The sequence below is a fragment of the Collinsella sp. SGI.241 genome (assembly GCF_050312955.1).
Classification (GTDB): Bacteria; Actinomycetota; Coriobacteriia; order Coriobacteriales; family Coriobacteriaceae; genus Collinsella.
In genome coordinates, this window is sequence record NZ_JBNPKM010000010.1 from 17688 (window position 1) to 38607 (window position 20920).

Annotated in this window: 24 protein-coding genes and 1 riboswitch; of the genes, 6 read left to right on the forward strand and 18 right to left on the reverse strand. The window is 58.4% G+C overall.

The features are described 5' to 3' along the window. Positions 1-13: 13 nt before the first annotated feature. The 12 genes from secY to yqeB form a co-directional block, all read right to left on the reverse strand. The gene (gene secY, locus ACQQ92_RS05765) at positions 14-1300 is read right to left on the reverse strand and encodes a preprotein translocase subunit SecY (RefSeq protein WP_370450586.1); all 1287 of its coding nucleotides are present in this window, start codon (positions 1298-1300) and stop codon (positions 14-16) included. Next, entirely contained in the window at positions 1294-1743 is a 450-nt protein-coding gene (gene rplO, locus ACQQ92_RS05770) for a 50S ribosomal protein L15 (RefSeq protein WP_006235267.1), read from the reverse strand. The genes secY and rplO overlap by 7 nt, the downstream gene beginning before the upstream one ends. 3 nt (positions 1744-1746) lie before the next feature. Further along, positions 1747-1929: a 50S ribosomal protein L30 gene (gene rpmD / locus ACQQ92_RS05775; protein WP_154516067.1), complete on the reverse strand. Its 183-nt coding sequence runs from the start codon at positions 1927-1929 to the stop codon at positions 1747-1749. Between the two features lie 2 nt (positions 1930-1931). Further along, positions 1932-2456 (reverse strand): 30S ribosomal protein S5, encoded by a 525-nt coding sequence (gene rpsE, locus ACQQ92_RS05780; RefSeq protein ID WP_154516070.1) that lies wholly within the window; start codon positions 2454-2456, stop codon positions 1932-1934. Positions 2457-2470: 14 nt separating this feature from the next. Continuing rightward, a complete protein-coding gene (gene rplR / locus ACQQ92_RS05785; protein ID WP_118270231.1) occupies positions 2471-2839 on the reverse strand; it encodes a 50S ribosomal protein L18 in 369 nt (122 codons plus the stop codon). Positions 2840-2914: 75 nt separating this feature from the next. Continuing rightward, positions 2915-3451, reverse strand: a complete 537-nt coding sequence (rplF, locus tag ACQQ92_RS05790) for a 50S ribosomal protein L6 (protein WP_370450587.1) — start codon at positions 3449-3451, stop codon at positions 2915-2917. Between the two features lie 33 nt (positions 3452-3484). Continuing rightward, positions 3485-3883, reverse strand: a complete 399-nt coding sequence (gene rpsH / locus ACQQ92_RS05795) for a 30S ribosomal protein S8 (protein WP_006235262.1) — start codon at positions 3881-3883, stop codon at positions 3485-3487. Between the two features lie 119 nt (positions 3884-4002). Then, complete coding sequence (locus ACQQ92_RS05800; RefSeq protein ID WP_022094280.1) at positions 4003-4188, reverse strand: type Z 30S ribosomal protein S14; 186 nt, start codon at positions 4186-4188, stop codon at positions 4003-4005. Positions 4189-4267: 79 nt separating this feature from the next. Then, the gene (gene rplE / locus ACQQ92_RS05805) at positions 4268-4825 is read right to left on the reverse strand and encodes a 50S ribosomal protein L5 (RefSeq protein ID WP_154516073.1); all 558 of its coding nucleotides are present in this window, start codon (positions 4823-4825) and stop codon (positions 4268-4270) included. Between the two features lie 283 nt (positions 4826-5108). After that, positions 5109-5291 (reverse strand): hypothetical protein, encoded by a 183-nt coding sequence (locus ACQQ92_RS05810; RefSeq protein ID WP_427717692.1) that lies wholly within the window; start codon positions 5289-5291, stop codon positions 5109-5111. A gap of 219 nt (positions 5292-5510) precedes the next feature. After that, positions 5511-6554, reverse strand: a complete 1044-nt coding sequence (locus tag ACQQ92_RS05815) for an XdhC family protein (protein WP_427796006.1) — start codon at positions 6552-6554, stop codon at positions 5511-5513. A gap of 9 nt (positions 6555-6563) precedes the next feature. Continuing rightward, positions 6564-7358: a selenium-dependent molybdenum cofactor biosynthesis protein YqeB gene (gene yqeB, locus ACQQ92_RS05820; RefSeq protein ID WP_427796007.1), complete on the reverse strand. Its 795-nt coding sequence runs from the start codon at positions 7356-7358 to the stop codon at positions 6564-6566. A 102-nt stretch (positions 7359-7460) separates the two neighbouring features. On the opposite strand from yqeB, the gene yqeC reads away from it, so the two are divergent. Further along, positions 7461-8198 carry a selenium cofactor biosynthesis protein YqeC gene (gene yqeC / locus ACQQ92_RS05825; protein WP_427796008.1) on the forward strand — a complete coding sequence of 246 codons (738 nt, stop codon included), beginning with the start codon at positions 7461-7463 and terminating at the stop codon, positions 8196-8198. 113 nt (positions 8199-8311) lie between these two features. Here the strand turns inward: yqeC and ACQQ92_RS05830 are convergent, their stop codons facing one another. After that, positions 8312-8902 carry a nucleotidyltransferase family protein gene (locus ACQQ92_RS05830; protein WP_427796009.1) on the reverse strand — a complete coding sequence of 197 codons (591 nt, stop codon included), beginning with the start codon at positions 8900-8902 and terminating at the stop codon, positions 8312-8314. 267 nt (positions 8903-9169) lie between these two features. Here ACQQ92_RS05830 and ACQQ92_RS05835 point away from each other — a divergent pair, with 267 nt between their 5' ends. The 3 genes from ACQQ92_RS05835 to ACQQ92_RS05845 all read left to right on the forward strand — a co-directional run bounded on the left by ACQQ92_RS05835 (position 9170) and on the right by ACQQ92_RS05845 (position 11451). Beyond that, the gene (locus ACQQ92_RS05835; RefSeq protein ID WP_427717686.1) at positions 9170-9823 is read left to right on the forward strand and encodes a helix-turn-helix transcriptional regulator; all 654 of its coding nucleotides are present in this window, start codon (positions 9170-9172) and stop codon (positions 9821-9823) included. 121 nt (positions 9824-9944) lie between these two features. Continuing rightward, on the forward strand, positions 9945-10631 hold the full coding sequence (locus ACQQ92_RS05840; protein WP_427796010.1) for a hypothetical protein: 687 nt from the start codon (positions 9945-9947) through the stop codon (positions 10629-10631). Positions 10632-10929: 298 nt separating this feature from the next. Then, a riboswitch (SAM riboswitch) is annotated at positions 10930-11020 on the forward strand. A gap of 8 nt (positions 11021-11028) precedes the next feature. Beyond that, positions 11029-11451 (forward strand): hypothetical protein, encoded by a 423-nt coding sequence (locus ACQQ92_RS05845; RefSeq protein ID WP_427796011.1) that lies wholly within the window; start codon positions 11029-11031, stop codon positions 11449-11451. 67 nt (positions 11452-11518) lie between these two features. On the opposite strand, the gene ACQQ92_RS05850 is transcribed toward ACQQ92_RS05845, so the two are convergent. The 3 genes from ACQQ92_RS05850 to ACQQ92_RS05860 form a co-directional block, all read right to left on the reverse strand. Further along, the gene (locus ACQQ92_RS05850) at positions 11519-13642 is read right to left on the reverse strand and encodes a GmrSD restriction endonuclease domain-containing protein (protein WP_427796012.1); all 2124 of its coding nucleotides are present in this window, start codon (positions 13640-13642) and stop codon (positions 11519-11521) included. Between the two features lie 451 nt (positions 13643-14093). Continuing rightward, positions 14094-16457, reverse strand: a complete 2364-nt coding sequence (locus tag ACQQ92_RS05855) for a hypothetical protein (protein WP_427796013.1) — start codon at positions 16455-16457, stop codon at positions 14094-14096. A 373-nt stretch (positions 16458-16830) separates the two neighbouring features. Further along, entirely contained in the window at positions 16831-17565 is a 735-nt protein-coding gene (locus tag ACQQ92_RS05860) for an exonuclease domain-containing protein (RefSeq protein WP_427796014.1), read from the reverse strand. A 258-nt stretch (positions 17566-17823) separates the two neighbouring features. Between ACQQ92_RS05860 and ACQQ92_RS05865 the strand changes: the two genes are divergently transcribed. After that, on the forward strand, positions 17824-17949 hold the full coding sequence (locus tag ACQQ92_RS05865; protein ID WP_427796015.1) for a hypothetical protein: 126 nt from the start codon (positions 17824-17826) through the stop codon (positions 17947-17949). A 644-nt stretch (positions 17950-18593) separates the two neighbouring features. Here the strand turns inward: ACQQ92_RS05865 and ACQQ92_RS05870 are convergent. Next, a complete protein-coding gene (locus ACQQ92_RS05870; RefSeq protein WP_427796016.1) occupies positions 18594-19187 on the reverse strand; it encodes a solute carrier family 23 protein in 594 nt (197 codons plus the stop codon). 241 nt (positions 19188-19428) lie between these two features. Between ACQQ92_RS05870 and ACQQ92_RS05875 the strand changes: the two genes are divergently transcribed. After that, positions 19429-20085 carry a helix-turn-helix transcriptional regulator gene (locus tag ACQQ92_RS05875; RefSeq protein WP_427796017.1) on the forward strand — a complete coding sequence of 219 codons (657 nt, stop codon included), beginning with the start codon at positions 19429-19431 and terminating at the stop codon, positions 20083-20085. Between the two features lie 244 nt (positions 20086-20329). On the opposite strand, the gene ACQQ92_RS05880 is transcribed toward ACQQ92_RS05875, so the two are convergent. Further along, positions 20330-20707: a RidA family protein gene (locus tag ACQQ92_RS05880; protein WP_152077077.1), complete on the reverse strand. Its 378-nt coding sequence runs from the start codon at positions 20705-20707 to the stop codon at positions 20330-20332. Between the last annotated feature and the right edge of the window lie 213 nt (positions 20708-20920).

Genomic DNA, 20920 nt, shown 5'->3' on the forward strand with positions numbered 1-20920 from the left:
ATCCTCCTCTAGCCTATTTAAAGAATCCATCGTAATCATACATCTTGATCTGGCCTTCGAGCTTGTCGACCGTGTCGAGCACGACGCCGACCATGATGAGGATGGACGTGCCGCCAAATGCCTGGATCAGCTGATTGCCCGTGAAGGAGAAGATGATCGAAGGCACGATGGCGATGAGCGCCAAAAAGACAGCGCTGGGAAGCGTAATCTTGTTGAGCGCGTTCTTGATGTAGGCCGCGGTAGCCCTACCCGGACGAACGCCCGGAATAAAGCCGCCCTGCTTCTTAAGGTTGTCGGCCGTGTCATCGGGATTGAACACCATGGAGGTGTAGAAGTACGCGAAGAACACGATGAGGACAACGTTAAGCACCCAGTTGAGCCAACCGGTCGAAAGCGCAGAGGCAACTGCCTGAATCCAGCCGATGCCGGGGAAGAACACGGCAACCTGAGCCGGGAAGTACAGCAGCGCCGAAGCGAAGATGATCGGCACGACACCCGCGGTGTTGACCTTGATGGGCAGGTAGGTGGTCTGGCCACCCATCATGCGACGGCCCACGACGCGCTTAGCGTAGGAGACCGGAATGCGGCGCTGGCCGCGCTCAAGGAAAACGATCAGCGGGATAACCAGCAGGATGATGGCGCAGATGATCACCATAGTGATGATGCCACCGCCATTGCCCTCGGTGCTGGAGAAGATCGCCTGCGGCAGACCGGCCATAATGTTCGCAAAGATGATCAGCGACATGCCATTGCCGATACCGCGCTGGGTAATGAGCTCACCAATCCACATGATCAGCATGGCGCCCGCGGTGAGCGTGCCGACAATCATGAGGTCGAAGATGATCTCGGGAGCGGCGGCGCCATTAAAGCTGATGCCGAAGCTCTTAAAGAGGAAGAGGTAGCCCACGGAGTTGAGGATTGCCAGAGCCAGGGTGAGGTAACGCGAATACTGCGTAATCTTGGTCTGACCGACCTCGCCCTCGCGGGCAAGCTCATGCAGGGAAGGCACAACGGCCTGGAGCATCTGGAGGATGATCGAGCTGGTGATGTAAGGCATGATGCCCAGCGAAAACACCGACACATAGCTCAACGCGCCGCCAGAGAAAAGATTCAGGAGGGCCATAGCACCTGCGGCGACCGAATTGTTATCGGTCGAGAAAAGGCCCAGCATCCCCTGGAAGGGAATGCCGGGCACAGGAACGTGCGCACCAATGCGGTACACGACGAGCATAGCTATGGTAAAAAGAATCTTTTCGCGCAGTTCTTTGATGCGGAAAGCATTCTTAAGACCATTTAGCACGGCAGCTCGACCTTTCCGCCGGCGGCCTCGATCTTGGCCTGCGCAGAAGCGCTGACCTTGTCGACCTTGACCGTGAACTTCTTGGTAAGCTCACCATTGCCGAGCACCTTGACGGGCTCGAACTCGCTCTTGGTGATGCGAGCGGCCTTAAGAGCGGCACCGTCGATCACAGCGCCATCCTCGAACTTACGCTCGAGACGCTCAACGTTAACAGCGGTGTACTCGATACGACGGGGGTTGCGGAAGCCCGGAAGCTTGGGCAGGCGCATAGCCAACGGAGTCTGGCCACCCTCGAAGCCGGCACCCTTGGTGCCGCCAGAGCGAGAGCCCTGGCCCTTCTGGCCGCGGCCAGAAGTGGTGCCGTGACCCGAAGAATTGCCACGGCCAACGCGCTTGCGGTTCTTGGTGGAACCGGGCGCGGGAGTAAGATCGTGAAGCTGCATTTGCTACTCCTCTACAATCTCGACAAGGTGCTTGACCTTGAAGATCATGCCGCGGACGGACTCGTTGTCAGTAATCTCGCGAACCTCGCGGATCCTGTGGAGACCGAGGGCACGGACAGTACGGACCTGGTCCTGCTTGCAACCGTTGGTGCTGCGGACCTGCTTGATCTTGATGGTGTCAGCCATGCTTAGTTCTCCTTACCGACGAACATCTCGGAGACCGTCAGGCCACGGCGAGCCGCGACGTCCTCAGGGCTGGAGAGCTCCTTGAGGCCCTCGACGGCAGCCTTGATGATGTTGAGGCCGTTGTCGGTACCGAGGGACTTGGACAGGACGTTCTTGATGCCAGCAAGCTCAAAGAGGGGACGCACAGCGCCGCCGGCGATAACGCCGGTACCCTCGACAGCGGGCTTGATGATGATGCGACCGGCACCAAAGTGGCCGATAACCTCGTGCGGAATGGTGCCCTCTTCGGTCACCGGCACGTGGAACATGTTCTTCTTGGCATCGAGAGACGCCTTGGAGATGGCCATGGGCACCTCAGCGGACTTGCCCATGCCAACGCCGACGTTGCCCTTGCCATCGCCAACGACGACGAGAGCGACGAGGCTCATGCGACGACCGCCCTTGACGGTCTTCGACACGCGGTTGATGTAAACGACGCGCTCCTCGAACTCGGAGGCCTCGCGCTGCTGCTTCTGATTACGAGCCATGTGCTACATACCTCCTAGAACTCGAGACCGGCGGCACGAGCACCGTCGGCGAGGGCCTTGACGCGGCCATGGTAGATACGGCCACCGCGATCGAAGGCGACCTTGGTGATGCCGGCCTCGATGGCACGCTTGCCAACGAGCTGACCGACCTTCTCCGCAGCCTCCTTGTTCGAGGTGTGGGTGCCCTTGAACTCGGCCTCGAGGGTCGAGGCAGAGACGAGCGTCAGGCTGGAGCCCTTGCTGTCGTCGATGATCTGGGCATAGATGTTGGCGTTGGTACGGGTCACACGAAGACGCGGACGCTCGGCGGTACCCGAGATCTTGCCGCGAACACGACGCTGACGACGCTTGAGGCCTTCCAGCTTCGCCTTATGCTTGTTCATACGTAAACTCCTAAAAAGGTTGATCTTGCCAGCACCTAACGGGGTGCTGGTCTTATGCGAGTGAGTCGGTTACGACTACTTGGCGGCCTTACCCAGCTTGCGGCGGATGTGCTCGCCAACGTAGTGGATACCCTTGCCCTTGTAAGGCTCGGGAGGACGATGGCCGCGGATCTCAGCGGCGATCTGACCGACCTGCTGCTTGTTGATACCCTTGACGTTCACGTGGGTGTTGTCGGGAACCTCGAAGGTGATACCCTCGGGAGCCTCGACGATCACGGGGTGCGAGAAGCCCAGGGAGAACTCGAGGTTCTTGCCCTTCTGCTGCACGCGGTAACCGACGCCGGCGAGCTCGAGCTTCTTCTCGAAGCCCTCGGAAACGCCAACAACCATGTTGTGGATGAGGGCGCGGGTGAGGCCGTGGCGGGCACGGGTCTCACGCTCGTCGTCGGGACGGGAAACGGTGAGGACGTTGTCCTCGATATTGATAGCGAGCTTCTCATAGACATCGAGCTCGAGCTGGCCCTTGGGGCCCTTGACGACAACGTTGTTGCCGTTGACTGCCACTTCGACTCCGGCGGGAATCTGGACAGGCTTATTACCGATACGAGACACGGTGATCTCCTTTCCTTCTACCTACCGAGCGAATTACCAGACGTAAGCGATGATCTCGCCGCCGACGTTGTGCTTGCGAGCATCGCGGTCGGTCATGACGCCATGGCTGGTGGAAATAATGGCGGTACCAAGGCCACCGCGGACACGGGGCATGTCGGCAACGCCGGTGTACTTACGCAGGCCCGGCTTGGAAATGCGGCGGATGCCGTTGATGACCTTAGCCTTCTTGGGACCATACTTAAGCGTGATGTGCAGAGTCTTCTGGGGAACGGTGTCCTCGACATCGTAGCCCTCGATGTAGCCCTCCTCGTGCAGAACACGAGCGATCTCGACGAGCTTCTTGCTGCTCGGCATGGAGACCGTGGCCTTGTTCACAGAGTTAGCGTTACGAATGCGCGTAAGCATATCTGCGATCGGGTCTGTAAGGTTCATACAGATTCTCCTTCGTTCTTGATGAACACGTGCTCTTGGTTCTTCGCCGCCCTTAACGGCAAAGCCTAACTAGCACGTTTTCCCTGTTCCAAACGGATGCTTGAAACGCTGGTAGTGACTTACCAGCTGGCCTTCTTAACGCCGGGAAGCTCGCCCTTGAGTGCAAGCTCGCGGAAGCAGACACGGCACAGGCCGAACTTGCGGTACACAGAGTGCGGACGGCCGCAGCGCTGGCAGCGCGTGTACTCACGAGTAGAGAACTTCTGCTTGCGATTGCACTTGACGATCATCGATGTCTTAGCCACTTATATCCTCCTCACATAGAGTATTGTTCGCCCCAAGCGCCGCCCCCTTGTGGGAACGGCGCTTATAGGGCAGGTGAACCTATTTCTTGAACGGGAAACCAAAGGCGTCCAGAAGGGCCTTGGCCTCCTCATCGGTGTTGGCGGTGGTCACGAAAGTGATGTCCATACCACGCTGGTGATCGACGGAGTCAAAGTCGATCTCGGGGAAGATGAGCTGCTCGGTGACGCCCATGGAGAAGTTACCACGGCCGTCGAAGCTCTTGGCGGAGATGCCGCGGAAGTCGCGGATACGGGGGATAGCGACGGAGGTCAGACGATCGAAGAACTCCCACATACGGTCGCCACGCAGGGTAACCTTGCAGCCGATCGGCATACCAGCGCGCAGGCGGAAGGTAGCGATGGACTTGCGGGCACGGGTGATCATCGGCTGCTGGCCGGTGATGGCGCGCAGGTCGCGCACGGCACCGTCGATGGCCTTGGAATCGGTAGCGGCCTCGCCGACACCCATGTTCACGACGATCTTCTCAAACTTGGGGATCATCATGACGTTCTCGTACTGGAACTTGTCCTGAAGCTGCTGCTTGACCTCGTTGTTGTACTTGGCCTTCAGACGCGGCACATACTTCTCTTCTGCCATTGTTCACTCCTTCTTGGGGTTTTAAGCACGGGGCGTGGCCACGGTGGGTTGTCCTCGTGCCTCCTGACTGCATCCGCGCCGCTCATGGCATTTCGCGGTTTGGACTCGACGCAGCAGGAGCCGACAAAACAATCGGTACTATACGCGCATTGGGTGCGTATTTCCAGAAAAACATCGTCTGCCTGCACAACTCCACAACTCCCCCGCACAAATGGGTCCCAAAAAACAGTTGCGGTGAAATAGGGACTGTTTGACGGCTTAACCGGCTTAAACAATCCGTATTTCACCGCAACTCATCGGCTTCCTCTTGAGGCGTGAAGCCGCAGACCGACGCGATGATGATAGCGGGCGTGACGATACCCGCGAATGCCGCCAGTACATGCTGCAGTGCATGGGGCAATACCTGCACAAACGAAACTTTTCCCGTACGTTCGAACAGGGCGTCCCCTGCCACCGACTCTGCCATTTGCGCCTCCCATACCCTAGGCAGCGGCCCTATGCCGCCCAACGGGCGGACATTATAGGGCATATGGCACAAGTAGCATTTTGACCCGCATGCGGCAGAGGGCTGGGGTAGCTAATTTGGGACGGGGCTCTTTTAGCTACCCAACAGCGAGCGAAAATCATCGAGCAGGCAGGGTAGCTAAAAGAGCCCCGTCCCAAATTAGCTACCCCTGGGATGCGACTAGCGCTTGCGGGGGACGAGCTTGGTGCGACGCAGATGGATCATCTCGGCGGCGATGGAGATGGCGATCTCTTCGGGGTCCTCGGCCTGAATGGCAACGCCGATCGGCAGGTGCAGCTCGTCGATCTGGTCCTGCGTAAAGCCCTCCTGCTCCAAGCGAGCCCGCACAAAGGCCGTCTTGCGGCGCGAACCCAGGCAACCCAAATAGGCGGGCTTGGCGCGCAAGGCCTGAATCACCACATCGATATCGGACTTGTGGCCCGCCGTGGCGACGACTACCAGATCGCGCGGACCGATGGAGCATTGCTCGTCCAGGTTCTTGTAGTCGACCAGACGACGGTCGTAGACGCCGGGCACCCATTCGGGCGTCAACGTGCCGGGGCGGTCATCGCACGCCACGACGGCAAAGCCCGCCGCCGTGAGCACGCGCGCCGTCGCGGCGCCCACGTGGCCGCAGCCAAAGATGTAGGTCAGGCCCTCGGGGCAGAGCGTCTCGATGTGCGCCGGGGGAATCTCGGAGGCGGCGTTGGTGTAGGTGACCTTACTCTCCTCTTCCGTCAGCGAAAGCCCGGGGCAGCCCACAATGGTGCGGCGCGACTCCTCGCCATGGTATTCGGCAGCGTCGCTTTCGAGCGCGCTTGCGATAAACGGTTCAAAGTCGATGACGAAGTCGCCGATGCGTCGATACGCCAAGACGTCGGCAACCGACTGGAACAACGGCGCCTGCGATACATCCAGGTGCAGATAACACAGGCAGATGGCTCCGCCGCAGATCATGCCGGTATCGGAGTTCTCGCCGCCCATGGTGTAGCGGACCAGGCGCGATTGCCCTGCTGCCAACAGCTCGCGCGCCTCGTCCAGCGCAAGGAGCTCAATCTTACCGCCGCCGATGGTGCCCGCTTGGCTGCCATCGGCAAAGACGGCCATCCAGGCGCCCACGCCGCGCGGCGATGACCCTGCCGTACCGGCCACGACCACGAGTTCGCACGTCTCGCCAGCACGCAGAGCGCCAAGCGCAGCATTCACCACATCGAGCTTTTCCATCGTCGCTTCCTATCCCCTAAAAACGTCGGTGAACATGGCGAGTGCCTCGAGTACGCCGCCGCCGACCGACGTCGCCTTGTCCGAAATATAGTTGATATAGCTGGCATCGCCGCGCGGATCGACATCGGCACATTTAAAGCCCTCGGTCACCAGAACGCCGTCGGCCAAAAGCCCGCGCAAGCAGCCGTCAATCTGCGTGACCATGGGAGTGTCGCCCGCATACCCGATCACATCGCCGGCACTCACGATGTCGCCAATCGCGCGGTGGGACCTAAACACACCGGCGGCGGGGCTGTGGATAACGCGCTCCTTGCCATAGCCGGCGATGACACCCGGCACGCCCGTATTGGGCTGGGGCGAGCCCTGGGTGATGACACGGCCGAGAAAATGCCCGCGCATGGTCTCGACCACGGCATCGCAATCGACCGGCGCGGTAAAGCCCGGCCCCACGGCGATGACGACAGGCGCCATATCGCGCGTGGTGCCCAAGTTGCGCTTAGCCAGGATCGCGTCGACCACGGCAGCGGGCTTAAGTTCGCCGAGCATCTTGGCCTGGGGATCCACCACAACGGCAACATCTCCGGCCTGGGTAATTGCAAGCGCCTCTGCCGGCGTCTGCGCCAAGCGGGCGCGAATGCCCTCGACCTCGACCTCGCCCAGGCGAATGGCCTCGCAAAAACTGATCGTGCGACGGATACACGTGGGAACCGCGATATCGGCCATGACAACCGACACGCCGGCGCGCACCAAACGGGCGGCGACGCCCGTGGCGATATCGCCGGCGCCGCGAACATAAACGAGCATTTCCGGGGCACCTCCCTGTGCTACGGTTTGAGCAGAGCAAAAGCGGTTCGACCGCTACTCTGATGATTATTTATTATCACAGTATTATACGGCGGTGAACAGATGGAAACGGTTAGCGGCAATCTCGCCTCGGCGCTCAGGATCGAGCCGGGCATTACCGCGATTATCGGCAGCGGTGGCAAGTCGACCTTGCTAAAGGCGCTCGGCCTTGAGCTTATGCGCGCGGGCGGCCGCGTGCTCCTCTGCACCACCACGCATATGTTTCCCGTCGCCGGCGTGCCATGGGACGGGACGGGTCGTCGCCTGGACGCCGCACCTTGGAAGCCGGGCGCCTCGCATGCCCCCGGCTGCACCTGCGAGGCCTGCGCGGGCCTTGCGCGCGGAAGCATCTGCCAAGCAGGTATCTTGGACCCCGAGACGGGCAAGCTCTCCGCCCCCGCCGAGCCGCTCGGCGATCTGGCACAGCGCTTTAACCACGTCTTGGCCGAGGCGGACGGCAGCAAGCGGCTCCCGCTCAAGGCCCACGCCGCCTGGGAGCCGGTGATTCCCTCTGGCACGGCCAACATCGTCTGGATCGTTGGCGCCTCGGGGCTCGGCAAGCCCATCAACGAAGCCGTCCACCGCCCCGAGCTCTTTTGCGAGCGTTGCGGCTGCGAGCTCACCGATACCGCCACGCCCGAGCGCGTCGCCCAGGTGCTCAATGCCGAGATGCAGGCGCTGAGGCTCGACGCCGCGCACGTCATACTCAACCAAGTCGACGCGCTCAGCGACCCCACGATGGCCGACCGCTTCGAGGCTGCCCTCGGCCGCCCCGTCGTCGCTACCAGCCTCCAGGGGTAGCTAATTTGGGACGGGGCTCTTTTAGCTACCCCATGTTGAGAGAAAAATCATCAGGTAGGCAGGGTAGCTAAAAGAGCCCCGTCCCAAATTAGCTACCCTGGCGGCACCCCCTGCTAGCGGGGCACGTAGCAGGCCGCAACGTGTTCTGAGACGCGGCGCTGGCCCTTGGCGGTGTCGACATCCCACAGCTCGTAGGCACGTGCCTCGACCAACTGGATATCGGCACGGCCGCGCAGCAGCGACGATCCGCCGTCCTTGCCCTTAAGCCCCATAAGGTTAGGAAAGAAGCTCGCGGGGAACAGCACCGGAGAGGCCGGCTCGCCGTTCAGGGCAAGACGCACGGGCGCGACACCGCCGTTGGCCTTAAAAGCACCGGCGAGTGCCTCAAAGGAATCCGAACTCACGAGCGGCTGGTCGCCCGGCAAAAAGAGGCAGCCCCTCCAATCGCGATCGGCTCCCCAAGTAAGGCCGGCGCGCACGCTCTCGCTCCTGAGCGCGCCATCATGCAGCACGCACGGGCAATGCTTGTCCTCGCAAATCTGAGCAACCTCGGGCCAACGCGTCGAAACCACAACGTCAAAGCCCCGGGGAACCGAATCGATGGTCCGGGCAATCAGCGGCTTTCCACAGATGTCGGCAAGCATCTTGTTAGAGCCAAACCGCTTGCCCTCGCCCGAAGCCATAATGACGCAACCAAGTTTCATGGCGATACCTCCCCTGAAGCCATCGTACCCATAACGCGCGTCGCGGGGCATCTACATCGAAAGCGCTTATCCCGCGCGCCCACGATGCAAAAAGAGGGCACCCCGCCGTTTGGCAGAGCGCCCCCTTTACATGGTTTACCTCAGCCCAGCTTTAGGCCTGAAACCAACGGACGGCGTTGCGCTCATAACGCAGCAACGCTTTCGTTATTTGCGAACAAGTGGGGTTTATGGCAAAGTGTGCCCAAACTAATTTTTAGGAAGGCACCGATGACCCCCGCACAGATTGAGTTTTATAAGCGCCTTGCACACGGCCTGGCGCTCCAGTTTGGCCCCAACTGCGAAGTCGTCGTCCACGATCTGGAGACTGAGGACGTGGACCACTCCATCGTAGTGATCGAAAACGGCCATGTAAGCGGACGCAAACTGGGTGACGGTCCCAGCCATATTGTGTTTGAGTCCATGCACGAGGACACCACCGACGTGCACGACCGCGAGCCATACCTCACCAAAACCGCCGATGGCAAGTTGCTTAAGTCCTCGACCATCTTTATCCGCAACGACGAGGGCAAGCCTGTCGGCATTTTGGGCATTAACTTTGACATTACGCTCATGAAAGCTTTTGAGCGCTCGCTCGATGCCTTTACCGGCACCGACGGCACGGGCTACACCGAGCCCGAGCCCATTACCAAAACCATCGGCGACTTGCTCGAAGATCTACTGCGCGAGTGCGAGCAATACGTGGGCAAGCCCGCAGCCCTTATGACCAAGGATGAGCGCATTCGCGCCATTGGCTACCTCGACCGTCGCGGCGCCTTCCTCATTTCCAAGTCGAGCGAGCGTGCCTGCGAGTTCTTTGGCATCTCTAAGTACAGCTTCTATAGCTACCTCAACGAGGCAAAGGCTGCCGCCGGCGACAAATAGTCAGTGCGCCTGCGCCCCTCCCCTTTTGGGCGCGAGTTCTGGAATGCACGAATCCAAGACTCGGCCGCAAGGCAAGTTCCATATAATCGAAGGACTAGACAGTTCGAAAGGATGGAACAAGATGGGGTCGAGCAACGCATCGCGCAACGACCGCGGAGGCTTCGCTTCTGCCGCCAGGCATGCGAAACGCGCGTTTGACGAGGGCGAAGACGATCTGTTTGCGTTGAGCCTCGACGACGTGATGAGCGACCGCCCCGGGACCGCCGACGAGCCCATGGGCGACGGAACCCATTCGGCAGGCGATCCTTCCGAGACGGCATCGTTTATCGCCGCCGCGCAGCATCTTGCGCCCGAACCGCCCGTTGCAGATCTCGACGACTTTGCGACCCGTCAGTTTGCCTTCGATTCCTGGGCTGATGCCGATCTGGACGAAACATCTGCCGGCGCGCCGACGCTCGGCGAGCCGGTAAACCCGCTTGTCGCCGCGTCCGCTTCCGAATACGAGCCGGACGACCATGCGCAAGCTATGCCCACATCCTCATACACCGATAGCCACACTGACAACGGCGATTATTATGGCGACTACTACGCCGCGGAAGAGGCGCCGCGCTTTTTGGATTTCAATCCAGTAGCAAAGATTATCTTTATAGCGATTGTCGTGGTGCTACTTGGCGTCATTGCGTTTGAGGGATTCCAGCTGTTCCGCAGCCCCGTCGAGTCCGAATCGGCAACGCAGCAAAAAGAGGACGACAACGACTACCTCGACGTCAACAACCTCAAGGGCGACCCCAACGACGGGGACGAGTAGCGAGGGCTGAGGGCGGCTGAAACGTCCATATGTAGCACCAGCTTCTACGTGCTGTTTTGTTATCCGGTTACACTTTTCCGAATGTTGAGACCGTCAGATTCGACACTTTTCCGTACTTTTGAGGTGCCGATTCCGACACTTTTCCGTACTTTCTTACGGCTGATTTCGACACTTTTCCGGATGTTGGCCGAATAATTGCCGCGTAATCAAGCGCCGTCTGCACATCATTTCGCACGCGGCGCTTGATTTCTGTCCGCGCGCGCTGATAGACTCCATCGTGCCCGCAAGGAACGGGCGCGTTTTATCCAGAGTCGGGGTAGAGAGTTGGCTCCACGATCCCGACGCCAACCGGCCAAGAGGCACGGTGGCCCTGCCAACATCGATGAAAGGAGTCCGTATGGACAATTTCTCCGTGCGCAGTGAGCGCAACTTCCACAACCTGGCAGCCAAGCCAAAACGAATGCATCTTCTGGACGCACCGAGCGGCTATGCCTCGGCCATGGTTAAGAGCAGCCTCTCCCACCAGATGCGCTTTACGGTACAGAAGCTCGAGGAAGAGCTCTGCGCTGCCGACAATCCGCATGTGTTGCAGATCAAGCTGCTCGGAAACGACTCGCGCGAGCCGTCGAGTTGGAAGTTGTTTGCAGACGGCATGTGCGTTGCGGACGGCTCGGGTGACTTTGCCCGTGAGTGCTTCTGCGAGGGTGCAGAGGTGTTTTTGGACCTGTGTCGCGATGCCGTGCGCGCGGCCGAACTGCACCAGTGGAGCCAGAGGGAGTACGAGCTGCTGAGCGCCGCGCGTGGGATCGCGGGGATGTAGACAGGCGGATGAGCCATCGATGATTTTGAGCTGGCAAGGGTCGGGAATTAGATTCCCGACCTTCAACCTAGCATTGCTTTATGAGATCGAGCACCGCGGGGATATCGTCAGCGCTACGGAGTGCAACATAGGTCGGCATACCCGGCCCAAATCCGCCCTGCGTGCGTTTGTCCTGGCACATATCCTCCGGGTCAATCAGCTCGTCCACACTCTTTGCCAAGCCAACGGCAATCCAGCCGCCGTTGCTAGTCCTGCCTTCTAACACGGCATGCAGTTTTCGCTTGCCCGACCTGAAGCCTACATAGTACTTGGCTATATAGGACTCCCACGAAGGGTTGCCACCCAGAACGGACTCGCGTATCTCATCGAAAAGTTTCTGGTTGAGTCCGCCTTCAGCAAAGGTGGGGTGATTCTCCTGCAAAGTCCAGACAGGAGCCTCGTCAGACTCCCCACGAGAGGGGCGATACTTGTCGACGACATCTGCCGGAAGATCGGGGTACTTCCATATCTCGCACGCTTCTTTCGCCAGCTCGTCCGCGCGCTGCCCAATCTCTTCCTCACCCCATTTTTCATGCGAGACAATCGATTTGTTTAGGTAGAGCGGGCTGCACTTAAATCCGACGTCAGGCAGATTGATCTTGTCCGAGAACGACCGGTTTGAGTACTCCTGGTTGTAGCCCGTCAGCGTAAGATTTCCCAAGTTGTTGCACAGCCTGTCGTGGACGTCTTCCCAGTTCTCACCGAGCGATTCCTTCCAGCCGTGCTCATCATCGATCGTCTGGGGCATGATGTGCTCGATCTGGTATTCGTCGGCTGAGATGGGCTCCTTCGGGTGGTGCCAGTTCTCCATGCGTTCCAGGTAATAGCGCTTTTTGGAGAAGCGGTTGTAGCAGTCACGCGTCTTAAACTCCTCGACAAAATGCTCGTCTGTCGGAAAGTATGCGGTCATACCGCTGCTGTGGATAAGGAGCATCGCCGTAACGTACTCCTCGATATCGTCCTGCTGCTCGAGATTGCGATACATGCCGGCAAAGAAATTATTTAGGCCCGTGGTAAGTCTGCCGCAAACCGCTCGCCTGAACAGAAACGACTCGATAGTCTCGCAGATACGCAAAAACGCATTGCGGCTTAGCCCATTCCCCTCGTAAACCGAGTAAAGCAACATTAAGAGGGGCCTTATCTGCTTCACGTCGAGGCTTACGATTCTGCCGAACACTCGGCGCAGTCCGTCGTCCTTCTCCTTACCAAGGAACAGGCTGGCGTATCTATGTGCATACCCGCGCAGCTCCTTAAGCAGGCCCTCGGTGTCACCATCGTAGTCGTCGGCGAAATAGCGCTTAAACTCGTAGTAGGCCTCGTTCTCCTTCGGCATCCTATTGGGAACTTTAAGCCACAGCCAGTACCAGATAAATGCATTGAACTCGTCCTCGCCGCCTTTTCCGAACAAGCGCTCGAGTGGATGCCAGTAACCCTCGTAAAGCTTGGTCTGTTCGTCGTTGGGAAGCGACATTAGAACGTAGTTACGGATGAGGTCAATGGGCGTGAGAGGCTTGCCCTTGGAGTTCATGGACTCAAATATGAGCTGGGCATTGTCAACGCCAGCGGTGAGCTTAGTGTCGATGACCTGCACGCGGTTTAGCCCCGCCCAAAGCCTTGCCGGATCAAATGATTTACCACGCATCTTCTCGCGGAAGAACGCATGGTTCTCGACGATCCGATCCGATTTTTCATCCGGCACGGGAGACCCGGATACGATGGAGAACAGCGTCTCCTTATCGTCCTGCGAGAGCACCAGCTTGTAGCGCGCCAAGCCGTTGTAGTCATCATCGTTAAAGAGATAGTTCTTCCGAAGCGCTGAGATCTTGAGGTCGCCAAGGAAGCCGGCCTTGTCGGGGTTGTTCTCCAAATAGTCAGCCAAAGCTGCAATCATCAACGAAAACGTCGTCATGCGCTGCTGTCCGTCGATCAGAAGCACGCGCGAAATACTCGTGGCAGAGCTCTCGGACTCGGGGATATAAAGCATTGACCCCACGAAATGCGATACGCCATCACGACCCGCTCGCATGACGTCATCCCAAAGCACCTCGCACTCTTTTACACTCCACGAGTAAACTCGCTGGTACACGGGAATGACGAACTGCATCTTCGCCACGCCCATAAGGTCGAGTAGATTTGCCTCGGTTGCTTTCATTTACGCTTGCTCCCTTTTCTTGTTTACGCCGCTTGCAGTCAGTCCTCCACTGAGCGGAGGGCGCTAAAGACGAGAGCATCGAAGCACTGAAGCAACAGGGATGCTCATATCGTTAGATTTTACAACGTAGGCAAACGCTGACGCCGTCATGCCGGCGCGCAATCGTTGCACGCCACTCCCCAAAATCATCCGATGTCAAAAGACCGACACTTGTGTATGTCTTTTGACATTGCCACAGTCTTACGGGCTTCTTGCCTCATATGCCAAGAGCGGACTTCTGGATCGCTGCCTCTCCCGCCTAAAGGAGCTTGACAAGAACTGATCGAAGGGCAAATAAGACATCGAGCAAGTCGCCGTCACGCTCATCGCGCCTCACAAAAAGATGGGTAAGCACGGCGTCATCTTGATCGATGGCGATACTGGCAGGGAATTGTAGCCAGATCGCCCGGACCTATTCGCCGCCCGATGCTAACAAGCTGCTGAGCGACTCGCGCTCAGCAGCGGCGCCAACACGCTTCTGCATCTTCTCGATCTGTTCAAGTGTTGAGGACAAATACTTGAGACCCTTCTTCAGTTGCTTAAGCAACCTGTCATCCCTGCGGTTCCCCTTTCCATTCTCCTTCTCGACATCTTCCTCAACACCAGTGATGCTACGCTGCACGGCCTCGGCTGCCTTCCACACCAAAATGGCCCCTTCATGCGGGCAGCGGTCAGTTGCCACATCAAGAAAAGCAAGGAGCCTCGAACATTCGACGAGCACGAACTGCGCGTAGTTCTCCCCCATCGATGCCGCCAAGGCAACGCCGCCGGAACCCAATAGACCAAGCGCGGCGCCGCCGCCCGTAATCAAAGCAGTGCCACCGGCCATGCCCATGCCGCCGGCGGCCAAGGCCCCACCGCCAGCTGCAGCAAGGCTCGCATTGACAAGCGCAGCCCCGTGAAGGCCGACAAACGAGCCTCCAAAGATACCGACAGCAATATCCGGAGCGAGTACCGCGGCCGCCCCTCCTGCGCCTACGGCCGCCGCCACGACAATGACGCCGCCCACCAATAGCTTTGGCAATGTACCTGAAAGCTCGCGGAAGCGTGTCCCGCAACGTTTCTCTAGGGAACGTACGGCGTCCAAATCAACTGCGTCTTGTCTCCTGGGAAATTCATCTTTAACCCAAGACCCACTCTCCTTCAAACCTTTGTATTCCTTCTTCTCTTCATCTCCCAACTGCGAATAGGGACAAAACTCGACTAACTCCTGCGCAACCAGCAAGGCGCGTACCTTACCGCCTCGCTGCCGTGAAATAGCCTCAAGGGCTCCGTACGCGTCCTCCTCGCTCAAAAAGTAGCCGTCTTCATCAATGCCTAGGCCATCCGCGACCGAATCCTGCCACGCGCGGGCCCAGCTCCTCTTTTGCCCTTTGCGCACTTCGTTCTTCTCGTTCCCGCAGTCGTAGTTGATGGCGGCAAGCTTCAGCGAGAAGGCAATCCTCGTCGTTTCTCTATCTAGGCTATAAAAGTGGAATCCATCGAAGATATCCTGGCGGCGCCTGGCGCGCTCGGCCCAAGCCTCGGACATTTCCTCCGCCATATAGCCCCAGTCGGCATGGAGGGCAAACGCAAGGCGTCCAACTCCAATGTAGTTTATTCGCAAGAAGAACTTCTGGGCGAAACCGACCTTGTTCCCCTCGCATTCGATACCCGCCCTGACCGCCGCCGTCGCCAGATTTGCCAGAACGAACGAAGTGCTCGAAACCGTGACCATGCGAGTGAGGGCCCTACTGTTATAGGGCATAAAATGCGAAGCCTTGAGCTTGCGCAAGCCGGAGGCATCACTCACTTCGCAACGTTCTAGCTCGGCCTTGAGCCTTGAAAGCATGTAGAGACAACGAACGATAACCTCGTTGGCCACGACTGCTGGCACCTGGCTTAAAGCCTGATCGAGAAGACCGACTTCTGTCCGAAGGTCGAAGCGAATGGGCTTGCCGTCCTCGGTTTTGAACGCCGTTCCGTTAAACAGCTTTGAGATCCATTGCTGAATGCGAATATCCTCGCCCTTATAGGCAATCTGCATGTCTTGAAAAACAGGCAGGGAGGAGAGCTCCTTTAGCAGGGACAGCACGACGCCGGGAATGCCCGTCCCCTTACCGGGGTTTGAACTAGACCCCGCCATGTCGCTCACGAGATGCATCGCCCAGAACAGAGTGCCAAACGCGATCTTCTCTGGAACGTTCCTGCCTACAAGAGGGCAGTCGGGATCGAAGGCGGCGGCAGGCAGGTCAAAGGCGACAAACCGGCCGGCCGTATCGGTACCATAGCCTTTGCACGTGAATTGCGAGAGGATCGAACACGCAAGGCCAACCAAGCTCGGGTGGTGCGAGAAATCCCGCAGATGATGTTGGAGCCCGCCGCCAAACTCGGCAGTCAGCTTGTCCGTGGCAAGAGGAAACTCTTTCTCTAGAAAGCGAATAGCGTCTTCTAGAGTTGCATCCGCCTTTGTCATACCCGCAGACTTGGCAATCGTAAGAACGAATTTGCCAACCTTCTCGTCGCCCCACTCTTTGGCACCCTCTAGGTTGAAGTCTTTCTGCCAAAGGATATTCAACGCGCCCGTGAGGAGCCCGCTAACGGCCGCAAGTTCATAGTCGAGCTTCGTAGCCTTTTCAGCCTGAGGGTCAAAATCAAAGAGGACCTCCTCCCCATCGGGAGCGTCCTTAAAACCAACCAGCACAGCGCTACCGTTCAGCGGCACAGATGTAACTTTGGGCAGTTGAGGCATGGCGTAAACTATCTCGCCACCACTAAAAACAAGTTCGTCTGCCATACCGATTTCCTCCTGCAAACGCGTAAAATCAGATTACTCTACGCCGCCAAATCCCTCTTCGTAGAAGTATTCGAAAATCTCGGTGATGCAGTTGCTCAGAACCTCGTCGGGATAGTTCGCCACTGGCAGCCTGTACATCTCATTGTGCACGATAACGCACACAGCGTCACGGGTCTCTGCCTATCCGTCCTGCGAATCATGTTAGCAAGCCGCTCTTCGATAATGGAAGCCATCTCGATGTCCACGCTCATGACCTGCTTGGTCCCAGCGTGTGTCAGCACGTCCTTGAGCAGGATCCCAAACGCAGTCATCTGCTGCTGATCCTAGAATCCTTCGCGCAACCATTCCGTCCGCTTGTCGCCAAATGAGCCCCCTACCTCCCCTCCGCCTTCAGCTTCAGCAGCAGGTCGCCCAGCTCGGGGCACTTGCTAGAGAGGCACGTCTGGACTCGCTCGCCCATCCCCCACCGCTGGCGGACTTCCTGGGCGCGCGGGCTCACGTGGTAGTCCCCGTCCATCACCTGCTTGAGCAGCTTGGCGGTCACGCGCGCATCGGCTAGGGCGCTGTGAGCGTGGCCCGTCGACTCGTCGAACTCAATGCCAAACCACATCGCCGCGTCGCCCAACGAAACGCGCCCATGGCTGCCCACATCCATGATCGAGGTGTAAAACGCCTGCAGGTCGGCCCAGTCCGTAGGAAATGCGGAAAGGTCGATGTGCTTTGCCTGGCACTCGGTCAAAAGCTGTCGACGGTCCGTCCCGCTCCAGCAAACCACCTGGGCGGAGTATCGACCGATCCAATCGCTGAGCCTTTTGATCACCATGTAGAGCGGATCGGCCATCGCGGTGTCCACGGCCGATATCCCCGTGAGCTCGCGGACGGGATACGCAACGCCTTCGGTAAATTCCGTCTGCACAAACTGCGAGAACTCGCCCATAACGTTGCCGTGGTAATCGAGCTTGACGGCGCCGACCTCGATAATCTCGTTGCGCAGCCCACGGCGCTGGCGCTGCTTTGGCACCGGCGCAAACTCAAAGTCCAGCACGATCTGGCGCGCAAAGTTCGTCGTATCGATAGCCGAGATACCCGGCGTCTTTTCAGCTGACACGGTTATGGCCTCTCTCCGTTGCCTGCCGCTTGCTACATAGGCGGCTACATTGCCGTAAGGATAGACGCCCGTGCGGACATGAAAGCGCCCAGCGCGGCCACCCGGCACCTTTGCGTAAAGCCGCGCTTTGAGATGGTCAGATCGCTGTTATTATCGAACATATATTCGTATTTATGGCTGCAGTTTGATAGACTGGTTATTGTTGACGGCAGTTCCATGTGCCGGGCAGCGCCCTCCATGCGACGGGAGGTGATGCCCATGACCGATCTGATTGATTTCGTGAAGCTCCTGACCTCTTTGGTCTCGCTCCTCACGGCGCTTATCGGACTTACCGAGGCACTCAAGCAGTGTTCGAAGCACAAAAAGAGGGGTCGACGCCGTTAAGGCATTGACCCCTTGATCAAAGCAACGGCGCTGCCCAGCTATCACCCTTGGGCTGCCGTCGACTTCATTCTACCCACGGTTGCCAGGTTTAACAAATGAATTTTCAGTAACGAGGCCTCGGCGCCCGCTCCTGCGTTCGCTCAACTCGTCGCTCTACTCCAGCCACCACTCAACATCCACGGAGCACTCAACCGCAAATGCTAAAGACCACGCGATCGGGCAAAGCCCCGTCACCAACAACACGGGGCGGACCCTCAGCTTCCTTTACGTTATAGCTAGCTATATTATACTTTCCGATAATATAGCTAGCTATAACGTAATTCGACAAGCGGCGCACGCAAAAGGGGCGGTACACCACCGCACACGGACCGTTCCGGAAGCTCCTGACCGCTCTGGTCTCGCTCCTCACAGCGCTCATCGGACTTTCCGAGGCACTCAAGCAGCGTCCGAAGCATAAAAAGAGGGGTCGACGCCGTTAAGGCATCGACCCCTTAATCTAAACAACGACACTGCCCAGCTCTTCACCACTTGGGCTGCCGTCAGCCTTATTTTACCCACGGGACAAGCCCTTTGAAGTGCGGCTTGGCGCCGCATGACGTCGGCGGACGAGGCGATGCGTCCGCCGACGAATAGCACCGAATTGGTTACTTCTTGCTCTCGGGCAAGACCAGATCCACGGCAGCGTCCTTGGCGGCATCGATGTGCTGAGCCATGACCGGCGTCTGCGGAAGGATCAGGTTGAGCACGATGGCCATGATGGCGGTGGGGGTTACGGCATTGGAGCCGATGACGGTGGACACCCAGGTGGGCATGCCCTCGCCGGCAAGGCAACCGCTGGCCATCCAGATACCCAGGCCAAAGACGACGGAGGTGCCGACGATGGTGGTAGTGCGCTGCGTAAGGCCCTCGCGGGTGAACATGCGCACGCCGTTCATGGTGATGGTGCCAAAGACGCCGACGGTCGCGCCGCCGATGACAGGCTGCGGGATAGCGGAAAGGACGGCAGAAAGCTGCGGGAACAGGCCGGCGATGGCAAAGACGGACGCGATGATCACAAAGACCCACTTGTTGACGACCTTGTTGGAGCAGATGATGCCCACGTTCTGGCCAAGGGCGCTGGTGGGAAGACCGCCCAGCAGGCCGCCGCCGATGCGGCGGAAGGGAGCGAAGGCCTGAAGGGCCGTGTCGATTGCCGAAAGAATGAGCGCCACCTGAATGATGTCGGTGCTCTTTCTCATTCTCAATAATAATTTTTTGTTATCAGACTATTTTTCAGCTGAGACAACGCATTTCCGCAGGTCAGGAAAGTGTCTGGTCAAAATAACATCTAACTTTTCTTTTGGTCGACCGCTTACCGCCAAAATCCTACCGTTCGTCTGTATTACGCAATGTACCTGCGAATATACGAGTCAATAGACACCGTGTTACCATGAGAAAAAATTGTTATGAAACTTCCGATTTCATCCAAAGGAGTTGCCCGTGAACGAGACTGTACGTCGCTTTTTGCCGATGGTCGATTTCCTGGAGCAGATACTCGGCAAAAACAGCGAAATCGTGCTGCACGATTTCTCGGATCCCGACCACGCCATCGTCGATATCCGCAACGGCATCGTGAGCAGCCGCAAGGTCGGCGGTCCCGCCACCGATCTTGCACTCAAGATCATGCACGATCCCAAGTATCGCGACCTGCCGTTTATTACGGGCTACGAGGGGCGCGGTGCCGGTGGCAAGGCGTTGGAATCCGCAACGTACTTTATTCGCGAGGATAACGAGATCGTCGGCATGCTCTGCGTCAACACCGATCTTTCCACGGTACGCTCCATCAACGCCATGGCTCAGCAGCTCATGGCCTGCTTCGACGCTGCGCCAAGGCAGGCGGAGCCCGCGTCTATCGAGGTCGAAATTCTTTCGGAGTCTACACAGGAGCTCATCGACCGCAGCATTTCCGAGTTGCTCGAAAGCCGCGGCCAGGATGTCGCCTCGCTTGGGCAGGCCGATCGCGTGGACGTTATTCGCCACCTTAACGGCAACGGCGTATTTATGCTCAAGGGCGCTGTTGCCTGCGCTGCCACCGCGCTGGGCATCTCGGAGCCCAGCGTCTACCGCTACCTGCAAAAAGTTCGCAAGGAGGGCTAACGAGCAAAATGGAGCGCGGGCAGTCTTTTTGGGACGGGGCTATTTTAGCTACCCTCCCTCTGCCCACGATTTCGATGAGCCGCAAGTAAAATCAATCCTGCATATAGGGGTAGCTAAAATGGCCCCGTCCCAAAAAGACTGCCCTTGGTGGCTCCGCAAGCGATCCGTCACGTGACAAAAGACCCTGCAGCTCACACGCGCTGCAGGGTCTTTTTGCATGTCATGTTTAGTTGTTGCCAACGCCTTAGAGAGCGGCGACGACCTCGATCTCGACCAGACCGCCAGCCGGAAGAGCGGCAACCTGGAAAGCGCTGCGCGCGGGGAACGGGGCCTCAAACTTGGAGGCATAAATCTCGTTCACGGCGGCAAAGTCGGCGATGTCAGCCAGGTAGACCGTGGTCTTGACGACATCGGCAAACGTAGCGCCGGCAGCGGTCAGCAGGGCTTCGACGTTGGCGAGGGACTGCTTGGCCTGGGCCTCGATGCCCTCGGGCAGCTTGCCGGTCGCGGGATCGATGCCCAGCTGGCCGGACAGGAACACCATGTTGCCGGTCTGGATACCGGGAGAATACGGGCCGATGGCTGCGGGCGCGTTATCGGAAGACACGACGGTCTTGCTCATGTTTTTCTCCTTACGATCAAATAGAGAGCGTGAGCGCGGCGTTCGCACCGGGAGGCACAGTTCGGTCTGAACACCGCGCTTGATTGGGATAGTAGGGGATGATTTCGCCAGCTGCAAGATAATTATCAGAATTCGAGAATATTTTATCGCCCAACGGTTTCCCCGAACCGCTGAACGGTTCTCCACGGGGTCAGCCAGCCCAGGCTGCTGAAG